Raw genomic sequence first — 19701 nt, 5'->3', positions numbered from 1 at the left:
GGAAGCCTACCCGGAGCAAATGATTGCAGCTACTCTCCCTTACCCTGGTCACGAAAAGAACGCAATTCGGTGGAGGAATCGAGAGCATGAATGACCTGATCAAGCTGACCGCGCGCCAGGCGGTGGACCTGCTGCGCAAGGGCGAGGTTTCGCCGCCCGAGCTGATCGATGCCGCCGAGGCGCGGATCAACGAGGTCGACGGCAAGGTCAATGCAGTGCCGACCCGCTGTTTCGAGCGGGCGCGGGCGGTTGCGTCCCGGCTGGAACATCCCGAACGCCCCGGCCCGGGCTACCTCTATGGCCTGCCCATGGTCATCAAGGATCTGGTGGAAGTGGCCGGCGTGCGTACCACCTGGGGCAGCCGGGCCTTCGAGAATCACATCTCCACCAGCTCCGACTGGTCGGTGGAGCGGCTGGAGCGCAAGGGCGCGTTGATCGTCGGCAAGGCCAATACGCCGGAATTCGGCGCCGGCGCCCAGACCTTCAACGAGGTATTCGGCACCACCACCAATCCGTGGAACACGGCGCTGACGCCTGGCGGCTCGTCCGGCGGCTCGGCGGTGGCGGTGGCGACCGGCGAGGTCTGGCTCGCCGATGGCTCCGATCTCGGCGGCTCTCTGCGCATCCCGGCCAGTTTTGCCGGCGTGGTCGGCCTGCGCCCCTCGCCAGGCCGGGTCGGCCTGGGCCCGCGCGGCCTGCCTTTCGATACCCTGGCGGTGAACGGCCCGATGGCCCGCACGGTCGGCGACGTGGCGTTGCTGCTGGATGCGCAATCCGGCCTCGATACCCGCGATCCGCTGAGCCTGCCGGCGCCCGAGGAAAGTTTTGTCTCGACAGTGGACCGCCAGATGGCGCTCGGCCGGCTGCCGAGCCGCTTTGCCGGCGGCTGCCGCATCGCCTTCAGCCCCGATCTCGGCCTCTGCCCGGTGGACCCGGAAGTGGTGGCGATCTGCGAAGCGGCCATGCGGCGGCTGGAAAAGCTTGGCGCCCGGGTCGATGACAAGGCGCCGGATTTCTCCGGTTCGGAGGAATGTTTCCAGGTTTTGCGCGCCATCAACTTCGCCGCCACGGTGTGGCCGCGCATCCAGGGCAAGCTGGATGTGGTGAAGAAGGAAGTGATCTGGAACGCGGAGAAGGGCCTCAAGCATACGGGTCCGGAAATCGCCGAGGCGCGGCGCCAGCAGGGCCTGCTCTACAACCGCATCGCCGCCTTCTTCGAGCATCACGATTTCCTGGCCCTGCCCACCGTGGTGGCGCCGCCCTTCGATCATCGCCAGCGCTATCTGGAAGAGGTCAATGGCCGCAAATTCGATACCTACATAAGCTGGCTGATCCTCACCTTCGCCGTCACCCTTACCGGCACGCCGGCGATTTCTCTGCCGGCCGGCTTCACCAAATCCGGCCTGCCGGTTGGCCTGCAGATCGTGGCGCGGCCGCGTGGCGATGCTGAATTGCTGGCGCTTTCGGCTTTGCTGGAAGCCGATCTTGCTCTCGGCACGCATAATCCGGTGACACCGCAGTAACACAGGAAACCCGACTTGATCTTCGCATCGCTCCGCCTCGCCCTGCAGCAACTGCCCGATCCGGCTTTCCGGCAGGTATTGCTGCGCGGGCTTGGCGTGGCGGTGGTGATCTTCCTGCTGCTCACGCTCGGCTTCGGCTATGGCATCACCGAAATTCCTTCCACCGGCACCGGCTGGCTCGACAGCCTGATCGCGGTCGGCTCCGGTGTCGGCCTGTTTTTCCTCAAGCTGCTGCTGTTTCCGCTGGTGCTCACCGCCGCCATCGGCCTGTTCCTCGATGATGTCGCCGAGGCGGTCGAGCGGCGCTACTACCCGAATGAAATGCCGGGCAAGCCGCTCAGCACCACGGCCTCGCTGCTGCAAACCCTGCGCTTCCTGCTGGTGGTGCTGGCGCTGAATGCCGCGTTACTGCCGGTTTATTTGCTGCTGCTGTTTTTCCCGCCGCTGAAGCTGGCGCTGTTTTTCGCGGTGAACGGCTATCTGGTCAGCCGCGAATATTTCGAGCTGGTCGCCAGCCGCTATCGTCCGCGCGCCGAGGTGGATGCACTGCGGCGTCGCTATCGCGGCGATCTTTGGCTCGCGGGCGTTGTTATTGTCCTTCTGTTAACCATTCCCCTGGTAAACCTGATCGTGCCGATCGTCGCCACGGCCTTCATGGTCCATATCTTCAAGCGCTTGCCGCGTGCGGCCTGACAGGGGCCCCGCAGCACCGGGATGGAACCTCAAGGCTGCCGCGAAGCATAGGGCGCAGCATTAGGGATGAGGGGTACCGCATGTTTGGTCGCAAGAAGCCCAGTGAAGAAGCCGCCAATTTGCCGCCGGCACCGCCGCCGAAACCGCCGGTAGCCGTGCTGGAACCGAAAGCCGCTGTTGCGGCGCCGGTGAAAACCGCCGAGGATAGCAAACCCGCAGCCGATGAATTGCCGCCGCTGCCGCTGCACATGCAGCGTTTCGGCAAGCCCAGCCTGCCAGCCAATACTCAAGCCACTACCACTGCTTCCGACACCGCTTCTGCAAACCAGGGATCGACCATGAGCGACAATCCGTCCAGCACTCCGACCTTCCGCCCCGAGATCGCCAAGCGCCCGGCGATGGACCTTGGTGCGAAGCCGGCGGCCCCCGCCATGCCGGCGATGCCGGCGATTGCTTCGGTGGTTGCCACCAGCACCGTTTCGCGCAGTGAGTCGCCGGAGCCGAAGGTGCTGATCATCGGCCGCGAAATCAGCCTCACCGGCCAGATCACCGCCTGCGACAAGGTGGTGGTTGAGGGCAAGGTGGAAGCCACGCTCACCGACAGCCGCTTTGTTGAAATCGCCGAGACCGGCCAGTTCAAGGGCTCGGCCGAAATCGAGGAAGCCGAAGTGCGCGGCAAGTTCGAAGGCAAGCTCTCCGTGCGCGGCCGCCTGCTGATCCGCGGCACCGGCAAGGTGATGGGCGAGATCGCCTATGGCCAGATCGAAGTGGAATGCGGCGGCGAACTGAGCGGCACGGTGCAGACCGTGGCTGCCGGCAACCGCCTGTCGTCCTCGGTCGCCGCCGAGTAATACCGCTTATGCGTTCCGGGACGCGCGGCCTCGGCGCCGCGCTGCTTCTCGTGGTTCTCTCGGCCTGTGGCGGCGCCAAGCCACCGCAGGCCGAAACCGTATCCGCGCCGCAGGCAGCGCCATCGCCTTCCGACAATCTCAATCTGGCTCTGGTGCCGCCGCCGGCCGTGCCGGGCGAGGCGCCGCGCCGCGCCATCAGCAGCGACGCCATCGGCAAGAACGCCAATGAATTGCGCGCCCTGTTCGGCCAGCCGGCACAGCTGCGCCGCGAGGCTCCGGCGGAAGTCTGGCAATATGTGGCGGAAACGCCGGCCTGCGTGCTGCTGTTCGTGCTTTACCCGACGGAAACGCCGGGCGTGCAGCGGGTGCAGCATGCCGAGACCCTGCCGCGCCGCCGTGGCGCAGCGGTGGATGATGCCGCCTGCGTCGCCGCGCTCTTGAAAACTCCCCCCGCCCCGGGCAAACCTGTCTCCTAGAAAAGTCAGAATAATCTAGGGAAGGAAGCGCCATGGTCATGGACGAGGTGGTGCTGCAGCTCGACAGCACCGGCCAGGCCGTGCTGGGTGTGGTGCTGGCGCTGATCATGTTCGGCGTTGCGCTGGACCTGCGGCTGGCGGATTTCGCCGCCGTGCTGAAAAAGCCTTTCGCGCCGATGCTCGGCATGCTGGCCCAGGTGCTGTTGCTGCCGGCGGCAAGCTGGGCGCTGACCATGCTGCTCAAGCCGCATCCTTCCATCGCGCTCGGCATGATCATTGTCGCGTCCTGTCCGGGCGGCAATCTGTCCAACCTGATCACCCATCTCGGCCGTGGCAATACCGCGCTCTCGGTCTGCGTCACCGGCCTGTCCTCGGTGCTGGCGGTGATTTCGACCCCGCTCAACATCCTGTTCTGGGCCGGGCTCAATCCCGATACGGCGGCCCTGCTGCGGCAGGTGAATATCGAGCCGCTGCCGTTCCTGCTCTCCACCGCCGCCGTGCTCGGCCTGCCGATGACCGCTGGCATGCTGATCGCGCATCATCTGCCGAACCTGGCGGCGAAGCTGCGCAAGCCATTCCAGGCCGGCTCGTTCCTGTTCCTGATCCTGTTCATCGGCGCGGCGGCGATTGCCAATGGCAAATACTTCCTCGGCTTCATCGGCGTCATCCTGCCGCTGGTGGCGTTGCATAACGCCCTGGCGCTCGGTGTCGGCTGGGGCACGGCGAAGCTCGCCGGCCTCAACATACCCGATACCCGCGCCATCACCATCGAGGTCGGGATGCAGAATTCCGGCCTTGGCCTGGCACTGATCCTCAATCATTTCGATGCCATCGGCGGCGCCGCGCTGATCGCGGCGGGCTGGGGCGTGTGGCATATCGTATCGGGCTGGACGCTCGCCACCCTCTGGCGGCGGCAGGACAGGAAACGCGCCGCATGACGATACTGGTTACCGGCGCCGCAGGCTTCATCGGCGCGTCGCTGCTGCGCCGGCTCAAGGATGAGGCAATTGTCGGCCTCGATCTGCGCGCGCCTTTGCAGCCGGTGCCGGGTGTCGATTATCGCCAGGGCGATATCCGCGACCGTGCCGCGCTGGTAGCGCTGATGAATGAAGTGCGCCCGCGCGTGGTGCTGCATCTGGCGTCCGTGGTGGCGGCCGGCGGCGATGCGGCGCTGGATCATGCCATCGATGTCGGCGGCACCGAAGCGGTGTTGATCGCCTGCAAGGAGGCCGGCGTGCAGCGCCTGGTGGTCACCTCGTCGGGCGCCGCCTATGGCTATCACGCCGATAACCCGGTGCCGCTGCAGGAGACCGACGCCGTGCGCGGCAACGAGGATTTTCCCTATGCGCGCAACAAGCGGCTGGTGGAGGAGATGCTGGCGCGCTGGCGCGATCTCTATCCGCAGCTTGAACAGGTGGTGTTCCGGCCCTGCACCGTGCTGGCGCCGGGCTTGAAGAACCAGATCACCGCGATATTCGAGCGGCCCATGATCACCGGGCTTTCGGGTGCCGCCACGCCGTTCAGCTTCATCGCCGACAGCGATGTGGCCGCCGCCCTGGCGCGTGCTGCCACCGATGGCCCGCCCGGGATCTACAATCTTGCCGGCGATGGCGCGCTCAGCCTGCGCCAGATCGCACAGCGTATCGGCAAACCCTATCTGGCGATTCCGCCCGGGCTGATGCGCGCGGCTTTGTTCGCCGCCAATCGCCTTGGCTTGACCAAACTTGGTCCGACACAAGTGCTGTTCCTGCAATACCGCCCGGTGCTGGACAACACGCGGCTCAAGACCGTGTTCGGTTATGTGCCGGAGTATGATTCGGCTGGCGCCTTCGCGCGCTACTGGCAGGGTGTGGCATGACCTATCTGATCATCGGTGCCGGCCCGGCCGGCCTGGCAGCGGCCAAGACCTTCAAGCAGGCCGGCCTCGATTTCGTGGTTGCCGAACGCCATGGCGATATTGGCGGGCAATGGCTCTATGGCGCCGAAGGCAGCGCGGTCTACGCATCCACGCATCTGATTTCGTCGAAAGGCACCACCGCCTTCAGCGAATTGCCGATGGCCGATGACCTGCCGGCCTATCCACGCCATGACCAGGTGCGCGGCTACCTGCACCAGTTCGCGCATCATTTCGGCCTTTACGAACATATCCGGCTGAACACCGCCGTGCTCAGGCTGGAGCGCGAGGGCGCGGCCTGGCGTGCCGAGTTCAGCGATGGTTCCGTTGCGCCTTATGAGGGCGTGGTGATCGCCAACGGGCATTTGAGCGATCCGAATATCCCGGCCTTCGCCGGGCAGTTCAGCGGCGAGATGTTCCATTCCAAGCGCTACAAGACGCCGGATATCTTCGACGGCAAGCGCGTGCTGATCGTCGGCGCCGGCAATACCGGCTGCGATATCGTGGTGGATGCGGTGCACCGCGCCACGGCGGTGGGCTGGAGCCTGCGCGGCGGCAATCATTTCGTGCCGAAATTCGTCGCCGGCAAGCCTGCCGATGCCGGCAATCATAACCGCCGCTTCGTGCTGCCGCGCAATCTGCGTTCGCTGATTCATGGCCTGGCGATCCGCATCCTGGTCGGCCCGCCGGAACGCTTCGGCCTGCCCAGGCCGACCCACCGGCTCTATGACCGCACGCCGATCGTCAATTCCCTGGTGCTGCAACATCTCGGCCAGGGCGATGTGCGGGTGCATAAGCCGATTGAGCGTTTCGATGGCCGCCGCGTGCGTTTTGCGGATGGTGTGGAAGCCGAGTATGACCTGATCATCCTCGCCACCGGCTACCGCACCACGTTTCCGTTCCTCGATTTGAAATGGCTGAACTGGCGCGAACCGGCACCGCATCTCTATATGAACATCTTTCCGCCCGGCGATAGCGGCCTCTATGTCTGCGGCCTGCTGGAAGGCGCCGGCATCGGCTGGCCGGGCCGCATGGTGCAGGCGGAACTGATCGCGGCCTATATCGCCGCCCGGCACAAGCCTGCCGGCGAGGTATTCCGCCGCCATATCGAAGCATACTGCGCCGCGCCGCGCCCCAAGGATGCCGGCGAACACGGCATCTTCGTCGATTTCCTCGAATACAAGCGCGATGTAAAGAAGGCGATTGCGGGGCTGGTGTAGCCTTTACGCAGTCGCGTCACCCACCAGTCCTGTCACCCTCGCGAAAGCGAGGGTCCCATTTACTGTAGAATGGGATACCCGCTTTCGCGGGTATGACAATGGAAGCTACAGCAGCGCGCGGAAATCGGCGTAGCGCAGCGCGTCGAGCGCCTTGTCGTCGCTCACCAGCCGTGCCCCTTCGGCCTCGGCCTGAGCCAGCAGCAGGTGGTCGGCGCTTTTCAGGCTCGGGTCCGGCGCCGCCAAGCGGCGGCTCTGTACTTCGTAATACAATGCCAGCAGGTCGGCCTGGCGATACATGTCGGCGACGCGGCGCAATTCGCCAAGTACCACCGGACTCGCCAGGATTTCGACCCGGCCTTGCTCAAGTGCCGTCAGGATGCGCTCGGCATCGTCATGCTCCAGCACGGCGTCATAGGCATTGCTGTCCAGCACCACCCGGATCACGTCAGTCGACATCGGGAGTCTTTTCCGGGAAAGCGCAGAGGTCGCGGATGATGCAGCGCGGGCAGGCCGGTGCCCGCGCCTTGCAGATATAGCGGCCATGCAGGATCAGCCAGTGATGCGCATGCTGCACATAATCCGCCGGCACCACTTTCTCCAAGCCCAGCTCCACCGCCAGCGGTGTCTTGCCTGGTGCGAGGCCGGTGCGGTTGGAGACGCGGAAGATATGGGTATCCACCGCGATGGTAGGTTCGCCCCACAGCACGTTCAGCACCACATTGGCGGTCTTGCGGCCAACGCCGGGCAGGGCCTGCAACGCCTCGCGGTCGCGCGGCACGTCGCCGCCATGCTGTTCCAGCAGCAGGGCAGACAGCGCGATCACGTTCTTGGCCTTGGCATTGAACAGGCCGATGGTCTTGATGTGCTCTTTCAGCCCGGCTTCGCCCAGCTTCAGCATCGCCGCCGGATCTTGCACGCGCTCGAACAGCTTTTTGGTCGCCTTGTTGACGCCGACATCTGTGGCCTGCGCGGAAAGCACCACCGCCACCAGCAAGGTATAGGCGTTGACATAATTCAGCTCGGTCTTCGGCGCCGGTTCGGCGGCGGCGAAGCGGGCGAAGATTTCCCGCACCGCGTCTGGCGGCAGCAGTTTTGGTTTTTTCGGTTTTCGCGCAGGCGGCATAAGAATGAAGGGGGCGGGGCTTGCGGGCTGGAGCATACTCCCTGATCTTGTAGCGCATGATCCGCCCGCTTGTCGCCCTTCTGCTTGGCCTGGTCTTGCTTGGCACCACGTTTCCGGCAAGGGCGCAAAGCTGCCGCCTGCCCGAGCGCCTGGAAAGCCGCGCCTGCGCCACCCAGGGTCCGGCGCGCGGCAAGCCGGGCCAGTTCGACTATTATGTGCTCAGCTTAAGCTGGTCGCCTGCCTTCTGCGCCGACAGCGGCCGCGCGCGTACCAACCGGCTGCAATGCGCCGATAACAGCTTCAGCTTCATTGTGCATGGGCTGTGGCCGCAATATCGCGATATGGCCAAAGGGGAACCGGCCTGGCCGCAATATTGCCAGCGGAGCGAGGCGCTGCCGGATGCCGTGCTGCGCCGCCATCTTTGCCAGCAGCCCAGCAGCATACTGATGAATTGCGAATGGGCGAAGCATGGCACCTGCAGCGGCCTTGATGCGCCAGGTTATTTTGCCGCCATCGAACGGCTGATGGGCCGGCTGGTGCTGCCGGATCTAGAGCGCGGCGAACAGCAGGCCGGTGATCTGGTCAAGGCGATGCAGGCCGCCAATGCCGGTTTGCAACGCGAGCATATCGCGGTGATTGTGAAGGACGGCGCCTTAAGTGAGGTACGCCTGTGCTACAACCGGAATTTGACGGAATACGTCGCCTGCGACTCTGCGGTCGGTGGTGCGCGTCCGAACCGCCGCCTGCGGGTGCATTGACCGGGTGGCAGCCTTGCGAATTTCCGCCACCTAAACGATGATCCTGGCTCACTGCTTGCCCCATAGATAGTCAGGCCGATAAAAAATCGGACCTGGGGAGATTCGCCATGATCCTGCAACGCTCCATTGGTGCGCGCATCGTCGCCGCCATGCTCGCCGCCACCTTCCTCGGTATCTTAATTGTTGCCGCCTATATGGTGGCCGACAACCTGCGTGGGGCGCAGGAGGATATCGACCAGCAGATGCGGGATTACTATGGCGATGTGCAGGATGGCGTGGCGCAGGAGCAGCGGACGCTCGAAGCCGTGAGCAACTCTGTTGCCGGCCTGCGTCCGGTGCAGGAAGCGGTGGCGCGCGGCGATCGTCCGGCAACGCTGGCGCTGCTGGCCGAAACGATGAAATTCCTCACCGAACGCCAGGGCATCGGCCTGATCACCATCCAGTCGCCGGACGGCGTGGCGTTCATGCGGTCGCATAATCCCACGGCCTTTGGCGACAATGTGCTGGCGCGGCGCCAGACCGTGAAGGCCGCCATCGACACCGGCCGCACCCATGGCGGCATCGAGCCGGGCCGCGACAACCTCTCGATCTTCTCCAGCGTGCCGATGCGGCTGGATGGCAAGCTGCTCGGCATTGTCGATACCGGAACCGTGCTGGGCGAAGATTTCGTCAAGCGCATGAAGGCGCGCAGCCGCATCGAAGTGGCGATCTACCTGCCCGATGGCGATAACTTCAAGCTCTATGCCGCGACCCAGAAGCTTGATGTGGTGGAGCCTGCCGATCTCAAGGCGGCGATGGCCGGCGAAGTGCGGCTCGGCCGCGCCAAGCGCGGCGCCACCGAACTGGCTTTGCTCACCGCGCCGATGAACAATTTCTCCGGCAAGCCGGTGGCAGTGGTGGAGATCATCGCCGATATCAGCGCCCAGGCCGCCGAGACGCGGCGCGATCTGATCGTCTTGCTGGGCATCGCGGTGGCCACCCTGGCGCTCGTTGCGGTGCTGGCGGTGCTGCTGGCGCGCGGCATCAGCCGGCCGATCGTGGCGGTGACCGGCGCCATGCAGCAGATCGCCGATGGTGCGCTGGAAACCGCCATTCCCGCCGAAGGCCGCGCCGATGAAATCGGCCGCATGGCGGCGGCGCTCGGTGTGTTCAAGCGCAATGCGCAGGAGAACCGCCGTCTTGCCGCCGAGCAGGAAAGCCAGCGTGCCGCCTTCGAGACCGAACGGCGCGAGCAGGAAGCGATGCTCGACCGCGCCATGGGCCAGGTGGTGCAGGCAGCCGCCAGCGGCGACCTGACCCGGCGCATCGATACGGCGGAATTCGATGGCGTGATGAAAACCCTGGGCGATGGCGTGAACCGCCTGGTCGCCACCACGGATGGTGCATTGCGCGAGCTATCGACGGTGCTGGGCCAGTTGGCCGACGGCAATCTTGGTGCGCGCATGAAAGGCGAGCATCAGGGCGTGTTCGCAGAATTGCAGCAGGATGCCAACCGCATGGCAACCAAGCTGACCGAGATCGTGCAGCAGCTTGGCACCGCCACCCATGCGGTGCGCGATGCGGCGCATGAAATTTCCGCCGGCAGCCATGATCTGGCCGGCCGCACCGAACAGCAGGCGGCAAGCCTGGAAGAGACCGCGGCAAGCATGCATGAGATTACCGCCACGGTGAAGCAGAATGCCGATAACGCCCAGGCCGCCAACCAGCTGAGCCAGGCGGCGCGCGATACCGCCAACCGGGGCGGCAGCGTGGTGCAGCAGGCGGTGGCGGCGGTGGCCCGCATCGAGGAGAGCGCGCGCAAGATTTCCGAGATCATGAGCCTGATCGACGAAATCGCCTTCCAGACCAACCTGCTGGCGCTGAATGCATCCGTTGAAGCAGCCCGTGCCGGCGAAGCCGGCAAAGGATTTGCTGTCGTGGCGCAGGAAGTGCGCAGCCTGGCGCAGCGTTCGGCCAGCGCGTCGAAGGAAATCAAGAGCCTGATCGCCGATTCCAACAATCAGGTGCGCAGCGGCGCGGCCCTGGTCAACCAGACCGGCCAGTCGCTGGACGAGATCGTTGCCGCGATCAAGAAGGTGTCGGATATCGTCGCCGAAATCGCCGCCGCCTCGGCCGAGCAGTCGACCGGGCTGGAGGAAGTCAATGTCGCCGTCGGCAACATGGACGAGATGACGCAACGCAACGGCGCCTTGGTGGAACAGACCAATGCCTCGGCGCAGTCGCTGGCCGGCCAGGCCGACCAGCTCGCCACGGCGGTCGGTTTCTTCCGGCTTTAAGGGGTGACGCTACTTTTCTTTGTCACCCTCGCGCCAGCCCTTCGGGCCTGTGCGCCCACGAACGCCTTTAGCGTTCGCGCGCTTACAGAGGGTCCCATTTCAAATGGGATACTCGCTTTCGCGAGTATGACGCGGTAGCGGGGCTTGTCTTTTTTAGATCAGCGGCGCGCCGCCGGAACGGGCGGCGCGCCGTTTCAGTACCAGCAGCAGCACACGGCCCAGCATCACGCCGGCCAGCAGGCCGCCCAGTCCGGCTTCCGCCAGCAGATAGATATGGTCGCGCAGCAGCGCCGGGTTGCGCGCGAAGCTGACGGCGAAGAAATACTTGGCCGAGAAACTGAATACATAGATCGCCAGCGGCCAGATGCTGCCTTCCAGCATCAGCTTGTCGCTGCCGGGAATGCGGGTAACGCCCAGCCGGTGCACCGCCTTGCCGCCGATGATGGCGCCGGCCGCGCAGGCCAGCGCCCATACCGCCGGCATCCAGACCGTCAGGTCCTCGGCGCCAGCCGGCGGATGCAGCGCGCGCTGGATCACCGAGGGCAGGGTTACGGTGGCGAGGATCAGCGGCCCGAGCAGCAGCTGCCCGAGTTTCAGCGGCCGAGGCCGCATGCGGCGGATGCCAAGGAAGACCAGTACCGCGAACAGGGCAAAGACCCAGAGCGGGGTATGGCTGAGTATCGCGCGCAGGCTGTCGAACATTGTCTCTAGGCTTATCTCCCGGCGAAGGCGCGGGCAAGCAGGAAGTGCAATTGAGTCGGATTGGGACAGGTCGGGCCCGGCCTGGCCCGGCGGCTTTCCCGCCCATGCCGGCTTGGCTAGACTGCGCGCCGATGGATAACGCGAAAGAAAAATTCCTCTCGACGCTGAATTCGAGCACCTCGCGTGTCTATGCCACGCTGCTGTTCACGCGCGCCCTGGAAACCGCGCAGCAGCCCCAGCCGGGCGCCGAGGCGGCACCGCCGCAATTGCTGTTCGCCAATGCGCGGCTGAACCGCTGTTTCGTGGTCAAGGAAACCACGACGCGGGTGTCCGATTTTTCGCTCGGCAACTACACCGAAACCAAGATCGTGATCCCCTATAACCCGGAGCAGCTTGGCGACGGCGCGGTGTCCTACATGCCGAAGATGCGTGGCGGCTGGCGTGCCTTGCAGGATGCCGGCCTGCTGTCGGAGACCCATGACGATCCGCGCCGCATCCGCGACCAGGCGATCATCGATGTATTCTGCTCGATCCCGTCCTACGCCCCGTTCCTGGTGAAGGACCGGCTGCAGAGCAAGGGCATCCAGGCCGATGACGGCTATTTCGCCATCACGCCGCAGGAATACGAGGCGGTGCGCAGCTTCATCAACCAGCGTTTCGACAAGATGGTGCAGACGCTGATTCCGCCTAACGCGCCGGACCGCGAAGGCCGCGTCGAGAAGCTGACCCATAAGCTGTGGTTCCTCGATGATATCGATGCATTGAAGGATATCGCGCGTGCCTTCTCGATTCCGCATGACCGTACCTTCGAGGTGTTCTACGGCTGGAAGGGCATTTCCTATTTCGAATATGAATATGCCCGCATCAAGCAGCGGCTGATGGACCTGGTGACCTGGCTCGCCTCGGAAAGCGAGCCGGTGGATTATGTGCCGAAGGACCTGCGCAAGGATTTCGATTCAGACCGCGATGGCGTCGCCAAGGGCCTGGTTTATGCCACGCGCATCATCCATTCGCTGCTGAAGCAGTATAACGACAGCTTCGACAAGCTGTTCGTGCACCAGACCGGCTCAAGCGACTTCGTGGAATTCCTGATCACCGCAAATGAGAAATTCTGGCAGCTCGGCGAGAATATCTCGAAGATCGAACATGCGCTCAGCGTGATCGATTCCTATATCGAGCGGCTCAAGACCCGGCGTTTCCAGTTCGTGCATCTCTCCGAAATCATCGCCGCCCAGCGCGCCGTGTTCGCCATGCCCGAGCGTCCGGCAGGCGAGGAAGCCGATGGCGGCGATGACAGCGGCTTCATCACCGGTTGATGCTCTCCATAAATTCCCGTCACCCTCGCGAAAGCGAGGGTCCCATTTAACTGTAGAATGGGATACCCGCTTTCGCGGGTATGATGGGGTGTTTGCGGGGGGCGCCGCCTTTGATTTCCTTTGCAATGGGACCCTCGCTTTCGCGAGGGTGACGGCATAAAAAAAGACAATCGGTCCGGGGGAGACAAACAGGCATGACAATCCTGGTGGCGGGCGGCGGCATCGGCGGCCTGGCGGCGGCCCTGGCGCTGGCCAACAAGGGCTTCGCGGTCACCGTGCTGGAGCAGGCTTCCAGCCTGGGCGAGATCGGTGCCGGCATCCAGATCGGGCCGAATGCCTTTCATGCGCTGGATCATCTGGGCGTCGGTCCGGCGGCGCGGGCCAAGGCGGTCTATGTCGATGGCCTGGTGCTGATGGATGCGGTCTCCGATGAACGCGTCTGCACCATTCCGCTGGATGAGCCTTTCCGCGAACGCTACCGCAACCCCTATGCCGTGATCCACCGCGCCGATCTGCATGGTGTGCTGCTGGAAGGCTGCCGTGCGCATGAACGCGTTGTCCTGCGCACAGCCTGCCGCGTGGTCGATTATGAAAACACCGGCAGCGGTGTCGTTGCCCTCACGCAAGGCGGCGAGCGGCTGGAAGCCCGGGCGCTGATCGGCGCCGATGGCCTGCGCTCAGCGGTGCGGGCGCGGCTGGTCGGCGATGGCGAGCCGGTGGTTTCGGGCCACACGACGTATCGCTCGGTGATTCCCACCGAACAGATGCCGGAAGAACTGCGCTGGAATGCCGCCACGCTGTGGGCCGGGCCGAAATGCCATATCGTGCATTACCCGCTGCAAGGCTGGAAGGTGTTCAACCTCGTTGCCACGGTGCATACCGATGCCAGGGAAGCCGTGGCCGGCGAGCCGGTGCCGACCGAGCTGGTGCGCCAGAGCTTCGCCCATGTCGCGGCGCGGCCACAGCGCATCATCCACGCCGCCGAAAGCTGGAAACGCTGGGTGCTGTGCGACCGCGAGCCGCAGGAAACCTGGATCGATGGCCGTGTCGCCTTGCTCGGTGATGCCGCGCATCCGATGCTGCAATACATGGCCCAGGGCGCCTGCATGGCGATGGAAGACGCGGTCTGCCTTGGCCGGGCACTTGAACAGGCCGGTAATGATCTTTCAACTGGCCTTGAAGCCTATCGCCAGGAACGGCTGCCGCGCACCACGCGGCTGCAATTGGCCTCGCGTGCCATGGGGGAATATGTCTATCACCCCGATGCCGCGCGCCGCCTGGCACGCAACGCCTGGCTCGGCGCCAAGACGCCGGTGGATTTCTACAACAGCCTCGACTGGCTTTACGGTTTTGGCGCGGCTTGAGCGTGCGGGAATGCAACGGTTGATGGGGTCTTATTCCTTGTCACCCTCGCGAAAGCGAGGGTCCCATTAAACTGAAATGGGATACCCGCATGCGCGGGTATGACAGGATTAAGAGGAAACTCGTGGATGGCCCGCCTTCGCGGGCCATGACGGGAAAAGAGTGCACTGTCCTGCGCTGAGTATCGCGTTGCCTAATTCGCCAAGGCCTGCTTGATCCAGGTGGCAATTTCGTCGCGGGAGGATTGCAGCACGCTGACATGGGTGCCCTTGATCGTCTGATAGACGCTCTTCGGGTTTGGCGGCAGGCGGTCGAAGATGTAGCTCTTGGCCACCGTGGTCAGCGGATCGTCGTCGCCGATGATCAGCAGCGTCGGCGTGCCGGCCGGTACTTTCTTCGCCATCTCACCCATCTCGGCTTCGCCGTTCGGATCGAAATAGCTCAAGTATTGCGCGGCGGTGAGGCGCACCGAGAGTGCCTTGCCCTGGTTGTTGTCCTTGAAGTCGCGCTTGGTATCGCCCTGTCCGGCGGCCACCAGGGCGCGGGCTTCATCGATGCTGGCGCGCACGGCGCCGTTCGGCCCCTGCTGCTGTGCATTATAGTAATAGTAAGGCACATGGCCCGGCGCCATCAGCACCAGGGCATCGACGCCGCCGCGTGTCGCGGCGTAGCTCAGTGCCCCGGCGCAGCCGATGGAATGGCCCAGCACCACTATTTTCGTGGCGCCGGCAGAGCGCAGCGCATCCAGGTTGCTCTTGATCTCGCCCATCGCCTTGGCCCAGTCGCCATCGATATAGCGATTGCCTGACCACGGCATGTCCGGCACGCGCACGCGCATGCCATCGGCTTCCAGCTTGGTGCGGATCGATTGCAGGCCGGGATTCTGCGGGCTGCCCGGATTCTTGCCATGCAGCAGCAACACGCCGACGGTTTCGGCGGCAAAGGACGAGGCAGTGGTGAAGGGCAGCGCCAGGCCAATGGCCAGGCACCAGAGCATTAAGCGGCGCAACATCGGATGTTCCTCTATTTTTTTGGGGACTGGGTTTTTGGGCTTAAGCCTTCTTCTGCGACACCATCAGGGCGTTGAAACGGCGCAGCGGGCTGCTTTCCACCGTCAATTCCTTGCGCGCGGCGAATTGCCAGTTCGGGTGGAAGACCGGAATGAAGGCCTGTTCCTCGATGGTGAGTTCCAGCGCCTGCTGGGTCATCGCGGTACGCTTGGCCGGATCCATTTCAATCGCCGCCTTCTGGATCACCGCGTCGATGGCCGGGTTGGAATGCTTGGTGCGGTTGGCGGTGCCCATGCCGCGCGCCGGATCGACGGTGTGGATCAGGGCGCGCGGGCCGATCAGGGCTTCCTCGGTGCCGTATTGCGCGATGAAGGCGGAATATTTCTGCGTGCTGGCCTGGCCGAAGAATACCGTGCCGGGCACGGCTTCGATGGCCACCTGCAGGCCAAGCCGGGTCCAGGTCTGGCCGATGGCCTGGGCGATGTCGCGGTCCTTCGGATAGCGGTCGTTGGTGGCATGCAGCGTGATCTTGAAGCCATCGGGATAGCCGGCCTCCGCCAGCAGCTTCTTCGCCTGGTCCGGATCGAAGGCATGCGGCTTGAGCTTCTGGCTGGTGCCTTCAAAGCTCGAGGGCATGAATTGCGAGGCCGGCGATACCGAGCCATCCATCAGGCGGCTCGCCATCAATTCGCGGTTGATGGCGAGCGAGAGCGCACGGCGCACCCGCTTGTCCTTCAGCGGGTTACCCTTCAGCGGCGGCTGGCCGTCCTTGGCCGAGATGAACGGGCTGTCGTCGCGGTCGGAATCCAGCGCGATGTAATGCACCACTGAACTCGGGCCGCTATACATGGCGTAGCGGGGATCGTCGCGCAGGCGCGGAATATCGCCCGGCGGCACTTCGTCGATGGCATCCACCTGGCCGGCGAGCAGGTTGGCGATGCGGGTTGGATCGCTCTTGATCACCTTCTCGACCACCTTGCCCCAGGCCGGCTTGCCGCCCCAATAGGCCGGATTGGCTTCCAGCACCAGGCGGTCGCCATTCACCCATTCCACCACCTTGTACGGCCCGGTGCCGACGCAGAAGGCAGCGCCGGTGTTGAAATCCGCCGTGGTGGCATTGGCCAGCGCGGCCGGAATGATGAACACACGCGAAAGATCGGCGGGCAGGGTCGGATTCGGCTCCTTGGTGTGGAAGCGGATCAGGTGGTCGTTCACCACCTCCATGCGGTCGATGGACTTGGTGAACTGGCTGAACAGGTTCGGGCTGTTCGGCACATTCGGCACGCGATTATAGGTCGCCACCACATCGGCGGCGGTGAAGGCGGCGCCATTGTGATACTTCACATCGCGGCGCAGCGTGAATTCCCACACCAGTTCGCTCACCAGCTTGTAGCCGGTGGCGAGGCCCGGCTGCACCCGCAGGCTGTTGTCCAGGGTCATCAGCGAATCGAAGATCAGGCTGTGGCTGGAGCCTTGCGGGAAGCCGTTGAAGAAATGCGGATCGAGGGTGTTCAGCTCCAGCTTGGTGCCGAGCGTGAGGGTGCCGGGCACCACGGTGGCTTGTGCCAGCGTTTGAGCGAGCGCCATGCCCGCCGGGGCCAGTACGCCAAGGGCGGTACCGCCCAGAATCAGTTCACGCCGGTTGATGTGATGCATTGCCCCCTCCGATATCAATTCATTAGTATGAGAACATTCTTCCCTCTGCTGTCAAACGGTACCGCCCCAAAACCATGACCAAACTGCCTCGCATCGCCTTTGGCGGCTTCATGCTCGAAAGCAACAATCATTCGCCGGTCGCCACCGAGGCCGAATTCCGCGATGCGGTATTGCTGGAAGGCGCCGAACTGCTGGCCGATATCGCCAAGCCGGCGCCGGAAGTGCCGCCCACCGTCACCGGCTTTACCAATGCCATGGATGGTTTCGGCGCGTGGCAGAAACTACCGCTGATCATGGCCGCCGTCGGTGCCTCGGGCCCGGTGGACCAGCCCTTCTTCGAATGGGTGGTGCGGCGCATGGTGGAAGAACTGGAACGCCATATCCGCGAGGGCGGGCCGCTGGATGCGGTATTCCTCTCGCAGCATGGTGCGGCGATTGCCACCGGCGATATCGATCCCGATGGCACGCTGTTCCGCGCCGTGCGCGGCGTGATCGGCCCGGATGTGCCGCTGCTCTGCACGCTGGATCTGCATGCCAATGTCAACCAGGCGATGGTTGATCTGACCCAGATGATGGTGAGCTACCGCTGCAATCCGCATACCGACATGGCGGATCGCGGCGCCGATTGCGCCCGGCATCTGCAACGGCTGCTGGCCGGCGAACGCCCTTCGCGCGGCTTCCAGAAGCTGCCATTCATTCCGCCCTCCACCTCGCAGAATACCAAGGCCGGGCCGTATGCCGACCTGATCGCCTTCGGGCAGCAGTATGTCGGCGAGGATGTGTGGGACGTCTCGATCAATTCCGGCTTCTCGCTTGGCGATACGCCAAAGAACGGCATGTCGGTGATCGTCACCGCCGACAGCCAGGCCCGCGCCGATCAGGTGGCCCGCGAGGTGGCGGCGCAGGCCTGGTCGACGCGGCATCGCTTTGTCGCCAGGCTCACCAGCATCGAGGATTGCACGGCCATGGCGCTCGCCGCCGGACGCGATGCGGCCAAGCCGGCTTTGCTGTTTGCCGATGTCGCCGATAATCCTGGCGGCGGCGGCGGCGGCAACACGCCCTATCTGCTGGAAGCCTTCCACAAGGCCGGCGTCGAGGGCTGCGCGCTGGGGCCGTTCTTCGATCCCGAACTGGCGGCGGAAGCGCATCGCTTAGGCGAAGGCGTGCAGTTTCCCGCCACCTTCAACCGCAAGCCTTCCACGGATTTCTCCGGCACGCTCACCCTGCCGGGCCGCGTGGTGAAACTCTCCGATGGCCTGTTCGTCGGCCGGCGCGGCATGGCGGCGGGGCGCCAGATGGATATGGGCAAGGCCGCCGCGATCCAGGTCGGCGGCATCACCGTGATCGTCACCACCTATCGCCATCAGGCGCTCGATCCGATGTTCTTCGAGAGTCTCGGCATCGACTTGCGCAAATTGCGCAGCCTGATCGTGAAGTCGCGCGGCCATTTCCGCGCCGGCTTCGACGATATCTTCAGCGATCAGCAGATCATCGAGGCCGATGCGCCGGGCCTCACCACGCCGATGTTGCAACGCGTGCCGTGGCGCGAAGTACCGCGCCCGATCTTCCCGCTCGACCCGGAGCTGGAGTGGGCGCCGGTTTGACCGCTTACGACGCGATCATCCTGGGTGCTGGTGGCGCCGGGCTGATGTGTGCCGCCGTGGCCGGCCAGCGCGGCCTCTCCGTGCTGGTGCTGGATCATGCGCCAAATCCGGGCGAGAAAATCCGCATCTCCGGCGGCGGCCGCTGCAACTTCACCAACCTGCATGCCACGCCGGCGAATTTCCTCTCGGCCAATCCGCGCTTCTGCGTCTCGGCCCTGAGCCGCTACAGCCCGAGCGATTTCGTCGCCCTGGTCGAGTCGCATGGCATCGCCTGGCATGAAAAGACGCTGGGGCAGCTTTTCTGCGACGGCTCGGCGAAGCAGATCGTGCAACTGCTGCTGGATGAATGCGCCAAGGGCCAGGCCGAAATCTGCATGGCCGAAACCATCACGGCAGTGACGCGCGACGAAGCCGGCTTCCAGGTCACCACCGACAAGGGCGGTTATCGCGCGGCGCAATTGGTTGTTGCCACCGGCGGCCTGTCGATTCCGAAAATCGGCGCCACGGATTTCGGCTATCGCCTGGCGCGGCAATTCGGCCTTGGCATCGTGCCGACACGGCCCGGCCTGGTGCCACTTACCTTCGCGCCGGACCTGCTGGCGCAACTGGCGCCGCTGGCCGGGCTTGCGGTGCCACAGATCGAAGCGCAAGCTGGAAAAGGCAGATTCCGCGAAGCCCTGCTGTTCACCCATCGCGGCCTCAGCGGCCCGGCAATCCTGCAAGTGTCATCCTACTGGCATGAGGGCGAGGCCATCACGCTGAACCTGGCGCCGGATACGGATGTATTCGCTGCCTTGAAGGCGGCGCGCGGCGCCAATCCGCGCCAGGAGCTTGCCACGGCGCTGGGGCAATGGCTGCCGAAACGGCTGGCGCAGCAATTGAGCGGCGAGGATGCGGCGCGGCGCCTGGCGGATCTGAATGATGCCCGTTTGCGTACTATCGCCGATCTGGTGCGGCATTGGCGGCTTATGCCCGTTGGCAGCGAAGGCTATCGCACGGCGGAAGTGACGCTGGGTGGCGTCGATACCGCCGACCTGTCGTCACAGACCCTGGCCGCCAAGGCGGTGCCGGGCCTGCATTTCATCGGCGAGGTGGTGGATGTCACCGGCCATCTCGGCGGCTTCAATTTCCAATGGGCCTGGGCCTCGGCGCAGGCGGCGGGCAAGGCGCTGTTCAAGCCCTGATTGGCCTGCTTGCGCCGCACCAATGCTCCGCGTAGCGTGCGGATCATCGGTGT

Annotated in this window: 18 protein-coding genes; 13 read left to right on the top strand and 5 right to left on the bottom strand. The window is 64.5% G+C overall.

Going from position 1 to position 19701, the window contains the following annotated elements; all coding sequences use genetic code 11:
* The first annotated feature begins 86 nt into the window (after positions 1-86).
* From ACQY7X_RS06245 to ACQY7X_RS06215, 7 genes are all read left to right on the top strand, one after another.
* The gene (locus ACQY7X_RS06245; RefSeq protein WP_428248994.1) at positions 87-1523 is read left to right on the top strand and encodes an amidase; all 1437 of its coding nucleotides are present in this window, start codon (positions 87-89) and stop codon (positions 1521-1523) included.
* Between the two features lie 15 nt (positions 1524-1538).
* On the top strand, positions 1539-2216 hold the full coding sequence (locus ACQY7X_RS06240) for an EI24 domain-containing protein (protein ID WP_428248993.1): 678 nt from the start codon (positions 1539-1541) through the stop codon (positions 2214-2216).
* Positions 2217-2296: 80 nt separating this feature from the next.
* Complete coding sequence (locus tag ACQY7X_RS06235; protein ID WP_428248992.1) at positions 2297-3067, top strand: bactofilin family protein; 771 nt, start codon at positions 2297-2299, stop codon at positions 3065-3067.
* Between the two features lie 8 nt (positions 3068-3075).
* Entirely contained in the window at positions 3076-3543 is a 468-nt protein-coding gene (locus ACQY7X_RS06230; protein WP_428248991.1) for a hypothetical protein, read from the top strand.
* A 32-nt stretch (positions 3544-3575) separates the two neighbouring features.
* On the top strand, positions 3576-4481 hold the full coding sequence (locus tag ACQY7X_RS06225) for a bile acid:sodium symporter family protein (protein ID WP_428248990.1): 906 nt from the start codon (positions 3576-3578) through the stop codon (positions 4479-4481).
* Positions 4478-5401: an NAD-dependent epimerase/dehydratase family protein gene (locus ACQY7X_RS06220; protein ID WP_428248989.1), complete on the top strand. Its 924-nt coding sequence runs from the start codon at positions 4478-4480 to the stop codon at positions 5399-5401. Before ACQY7X_RS06225 ends, ACQY7X_RS06220 begins: the two co-directional genes overlap by 4 nt.
* Positions 5398-6657: a flavin-containing monooxygenase gene (locus tag ACQY7X_RS06215; RefSeq protein WP_428248988.1), complete on the top strand. Its 1260-nt coding sequence runs from the start codon at positions 5398-5400 to the stop codon at positions 6655-6657. Before ACQY7X_RS06220 ends, ACQY7X_RS06215 begins: the two co-directional genes overlap by 4 nt.
* Before the next feature lie 105 nt (positions 6658-6762).
* Here ACQY7X_RS06215 and ACQY7X_RS06210 read toward each other — a convergent pair whose 3' ends face one another.
* Together ACQY7X_RS06210 and nth are read right to left on the bottom strand one after the other, a co-directional pair.
* Positions 6763-7113 carry a hypothetical protein gene (locus ACQY7X_RS06210; protein WP_428248987.1) on the bottom strand — a complete coding sequence of 117 codons (351 nt, stop codon included), beginning with the start codon at positions 7111-7113 and terminating at the stop codon, positions 6763-6765.
* Positions 7103-7780 (bottom strand): endonuclease III, encoded by a 678-nt coding sequence (nth, locus tag ACQY7X_RS06205; RefSeq protein WP_428250038.1) that lies wholly within the window; start codon positions 7778-7780, stop codon positions 7103-7105. Before nth ends, ACQY7X_RS06210 begins: the two co-directional genes overlap by 11 nt.
* 56 nt (positions 7781-7836) lie before the next feature.
* On the opposite strand from nth, the gene ACQY7X_RS06200 reads away from it, so the two are divergent.
* Positions 7837-8538 (top strand): ribonuclease T2 family protein, encoded by a 702-nt coding sequence (locus ACQY7X_RS06200; protein ID WP_428248986.1) that lies wholly within the window; start codon positions 7837-7839, stop codon positions 8536-8538.
* A gap of 107 nt (positions 8539-8645) precedes the next feature.
* Positions 8646-10814 carry a methyl-accepting chemotaxis protein gene (locus ACQY7X_RS06195; RefSeq protein ID WP_428248985.1) on the top strand — a complete coding sequence of 723 codons (2169 nt, stop codon included), beginning with the start codon at positions 8646-8648 and terminating at the stop codon, positions 10812-10814.
* A gap of 153 nt (positions 10815-10967) precedes the next feature.
* Here the strand turns inward: ACQY7X_RS06195 and ACQY7X_RS06190 are convergent, their stop codons facing one another.
* Positions 10968-11516 (bottom strand): DUF6622 family protein, encoded by a 549-nt coding sequence (locus ACQY7X_RS06190; protein WP_428248984.1) that lies wholly within the window; start codon positions 11514-11516, stop codon positions 10968-10970.
* A gap of 131 nt (positions 11517-11647) precedes the next feature.
* Between ACQY7X_RS06190 and ACQY7X_RS06185 the strand changes: the two genes are divergently transcribed.
* Positions 11648-12832 (top strand): hypothetical protein, encoded by a 1185-nt coding sequence (locus ACQY7X_RS06185; RefSeq protein WP_428248983.1) that lies wholly within the window; start codon positions 11648-11650, stop codon positions 12830-12832.
* Positions 12833-13026: 194 nt separating this feature from the next.
* Positions 13027-14196, top strand: coding sequence for a 3-hydroxybenzoate 6-monooxygenase (locus ACQY7X_RS06180; protein WP_428248982.1), 1170 nt, complete (start codon positions 13027-13029; stop codon positions 14194-14196).
* Positions 14197-14387: 191 nt separating this feature from the next.
* Here the strand turns inward: ACQY7X_RS06180 and ACQY7X_RS06175 are convergent, their stop codons facing one another.
* Entirely contained in the window at positions 14388-15206 is an 819-nt protein-coding gene (locus ACQY7X_RS06175) for an alpha/beta hydrolase (protein ID WP_428248981.1), read from the bottom strand.
* 40 nt (positions 15207-15246) lie between these two features.
* Positions 15247-16860: an ABC transporter substrate-binding protein gene (locus ACQY7X_RS06170; RefSeq protein ID WP_428248980.1), complete on the bottom strand. Its 1614-nt coding sequence runs from the start codon at positions 16858-16860 to the stop codon at positions 15247-15249.
* A gap of 74 nt (positions 16861-16934) precedes the next feature.
* On the opposite strand from ACQY7X_RS06170, the gene ACQY7X_RS06165 reads away from it, so the two are divergent.
* Positions 16935-18464 (top strand): M81 family metallopeptidase, encoded by a 1530-nt coding sequence (locus ACQY7X_RS06165; protein ID WP_428248979.1) that lies wholly within the window; start codon positions 16935-16937, stop codon positions 18462-18464.
* Positions 18461-19648, top strand: a complete 1188-nt coding sequence (locus ACQY7X_RS06160) for an NAD(P)/FAD-dependent oxidoreductase (protein ID WP_428248978.1) — start codon at positions 18461-18463, stop codon at positions 19646-19648. The genes ACQY7X_RS06165 and ACQY7X_RS06160 overlap by 4 nt, the downstream gene beginning before the upstream one ends.
* Positions 19649-19701: the final 53 nt, after the last annotated feature.

This window comes from Ferrovibrio sp., assembly GCF_965278975.1.
Taxonomy (GTDB): Bacteria; Pseudomonadota; Alphaproteobacteria; order Ferrovibrionales; family Ferrovibrionaceae; genus Ferrovibrio.
The sequence above is the reverse complement of the archived record's forward strand: the minus strand, read 5'-3'. Positions and strand labels throughout refer to the sequence as shown.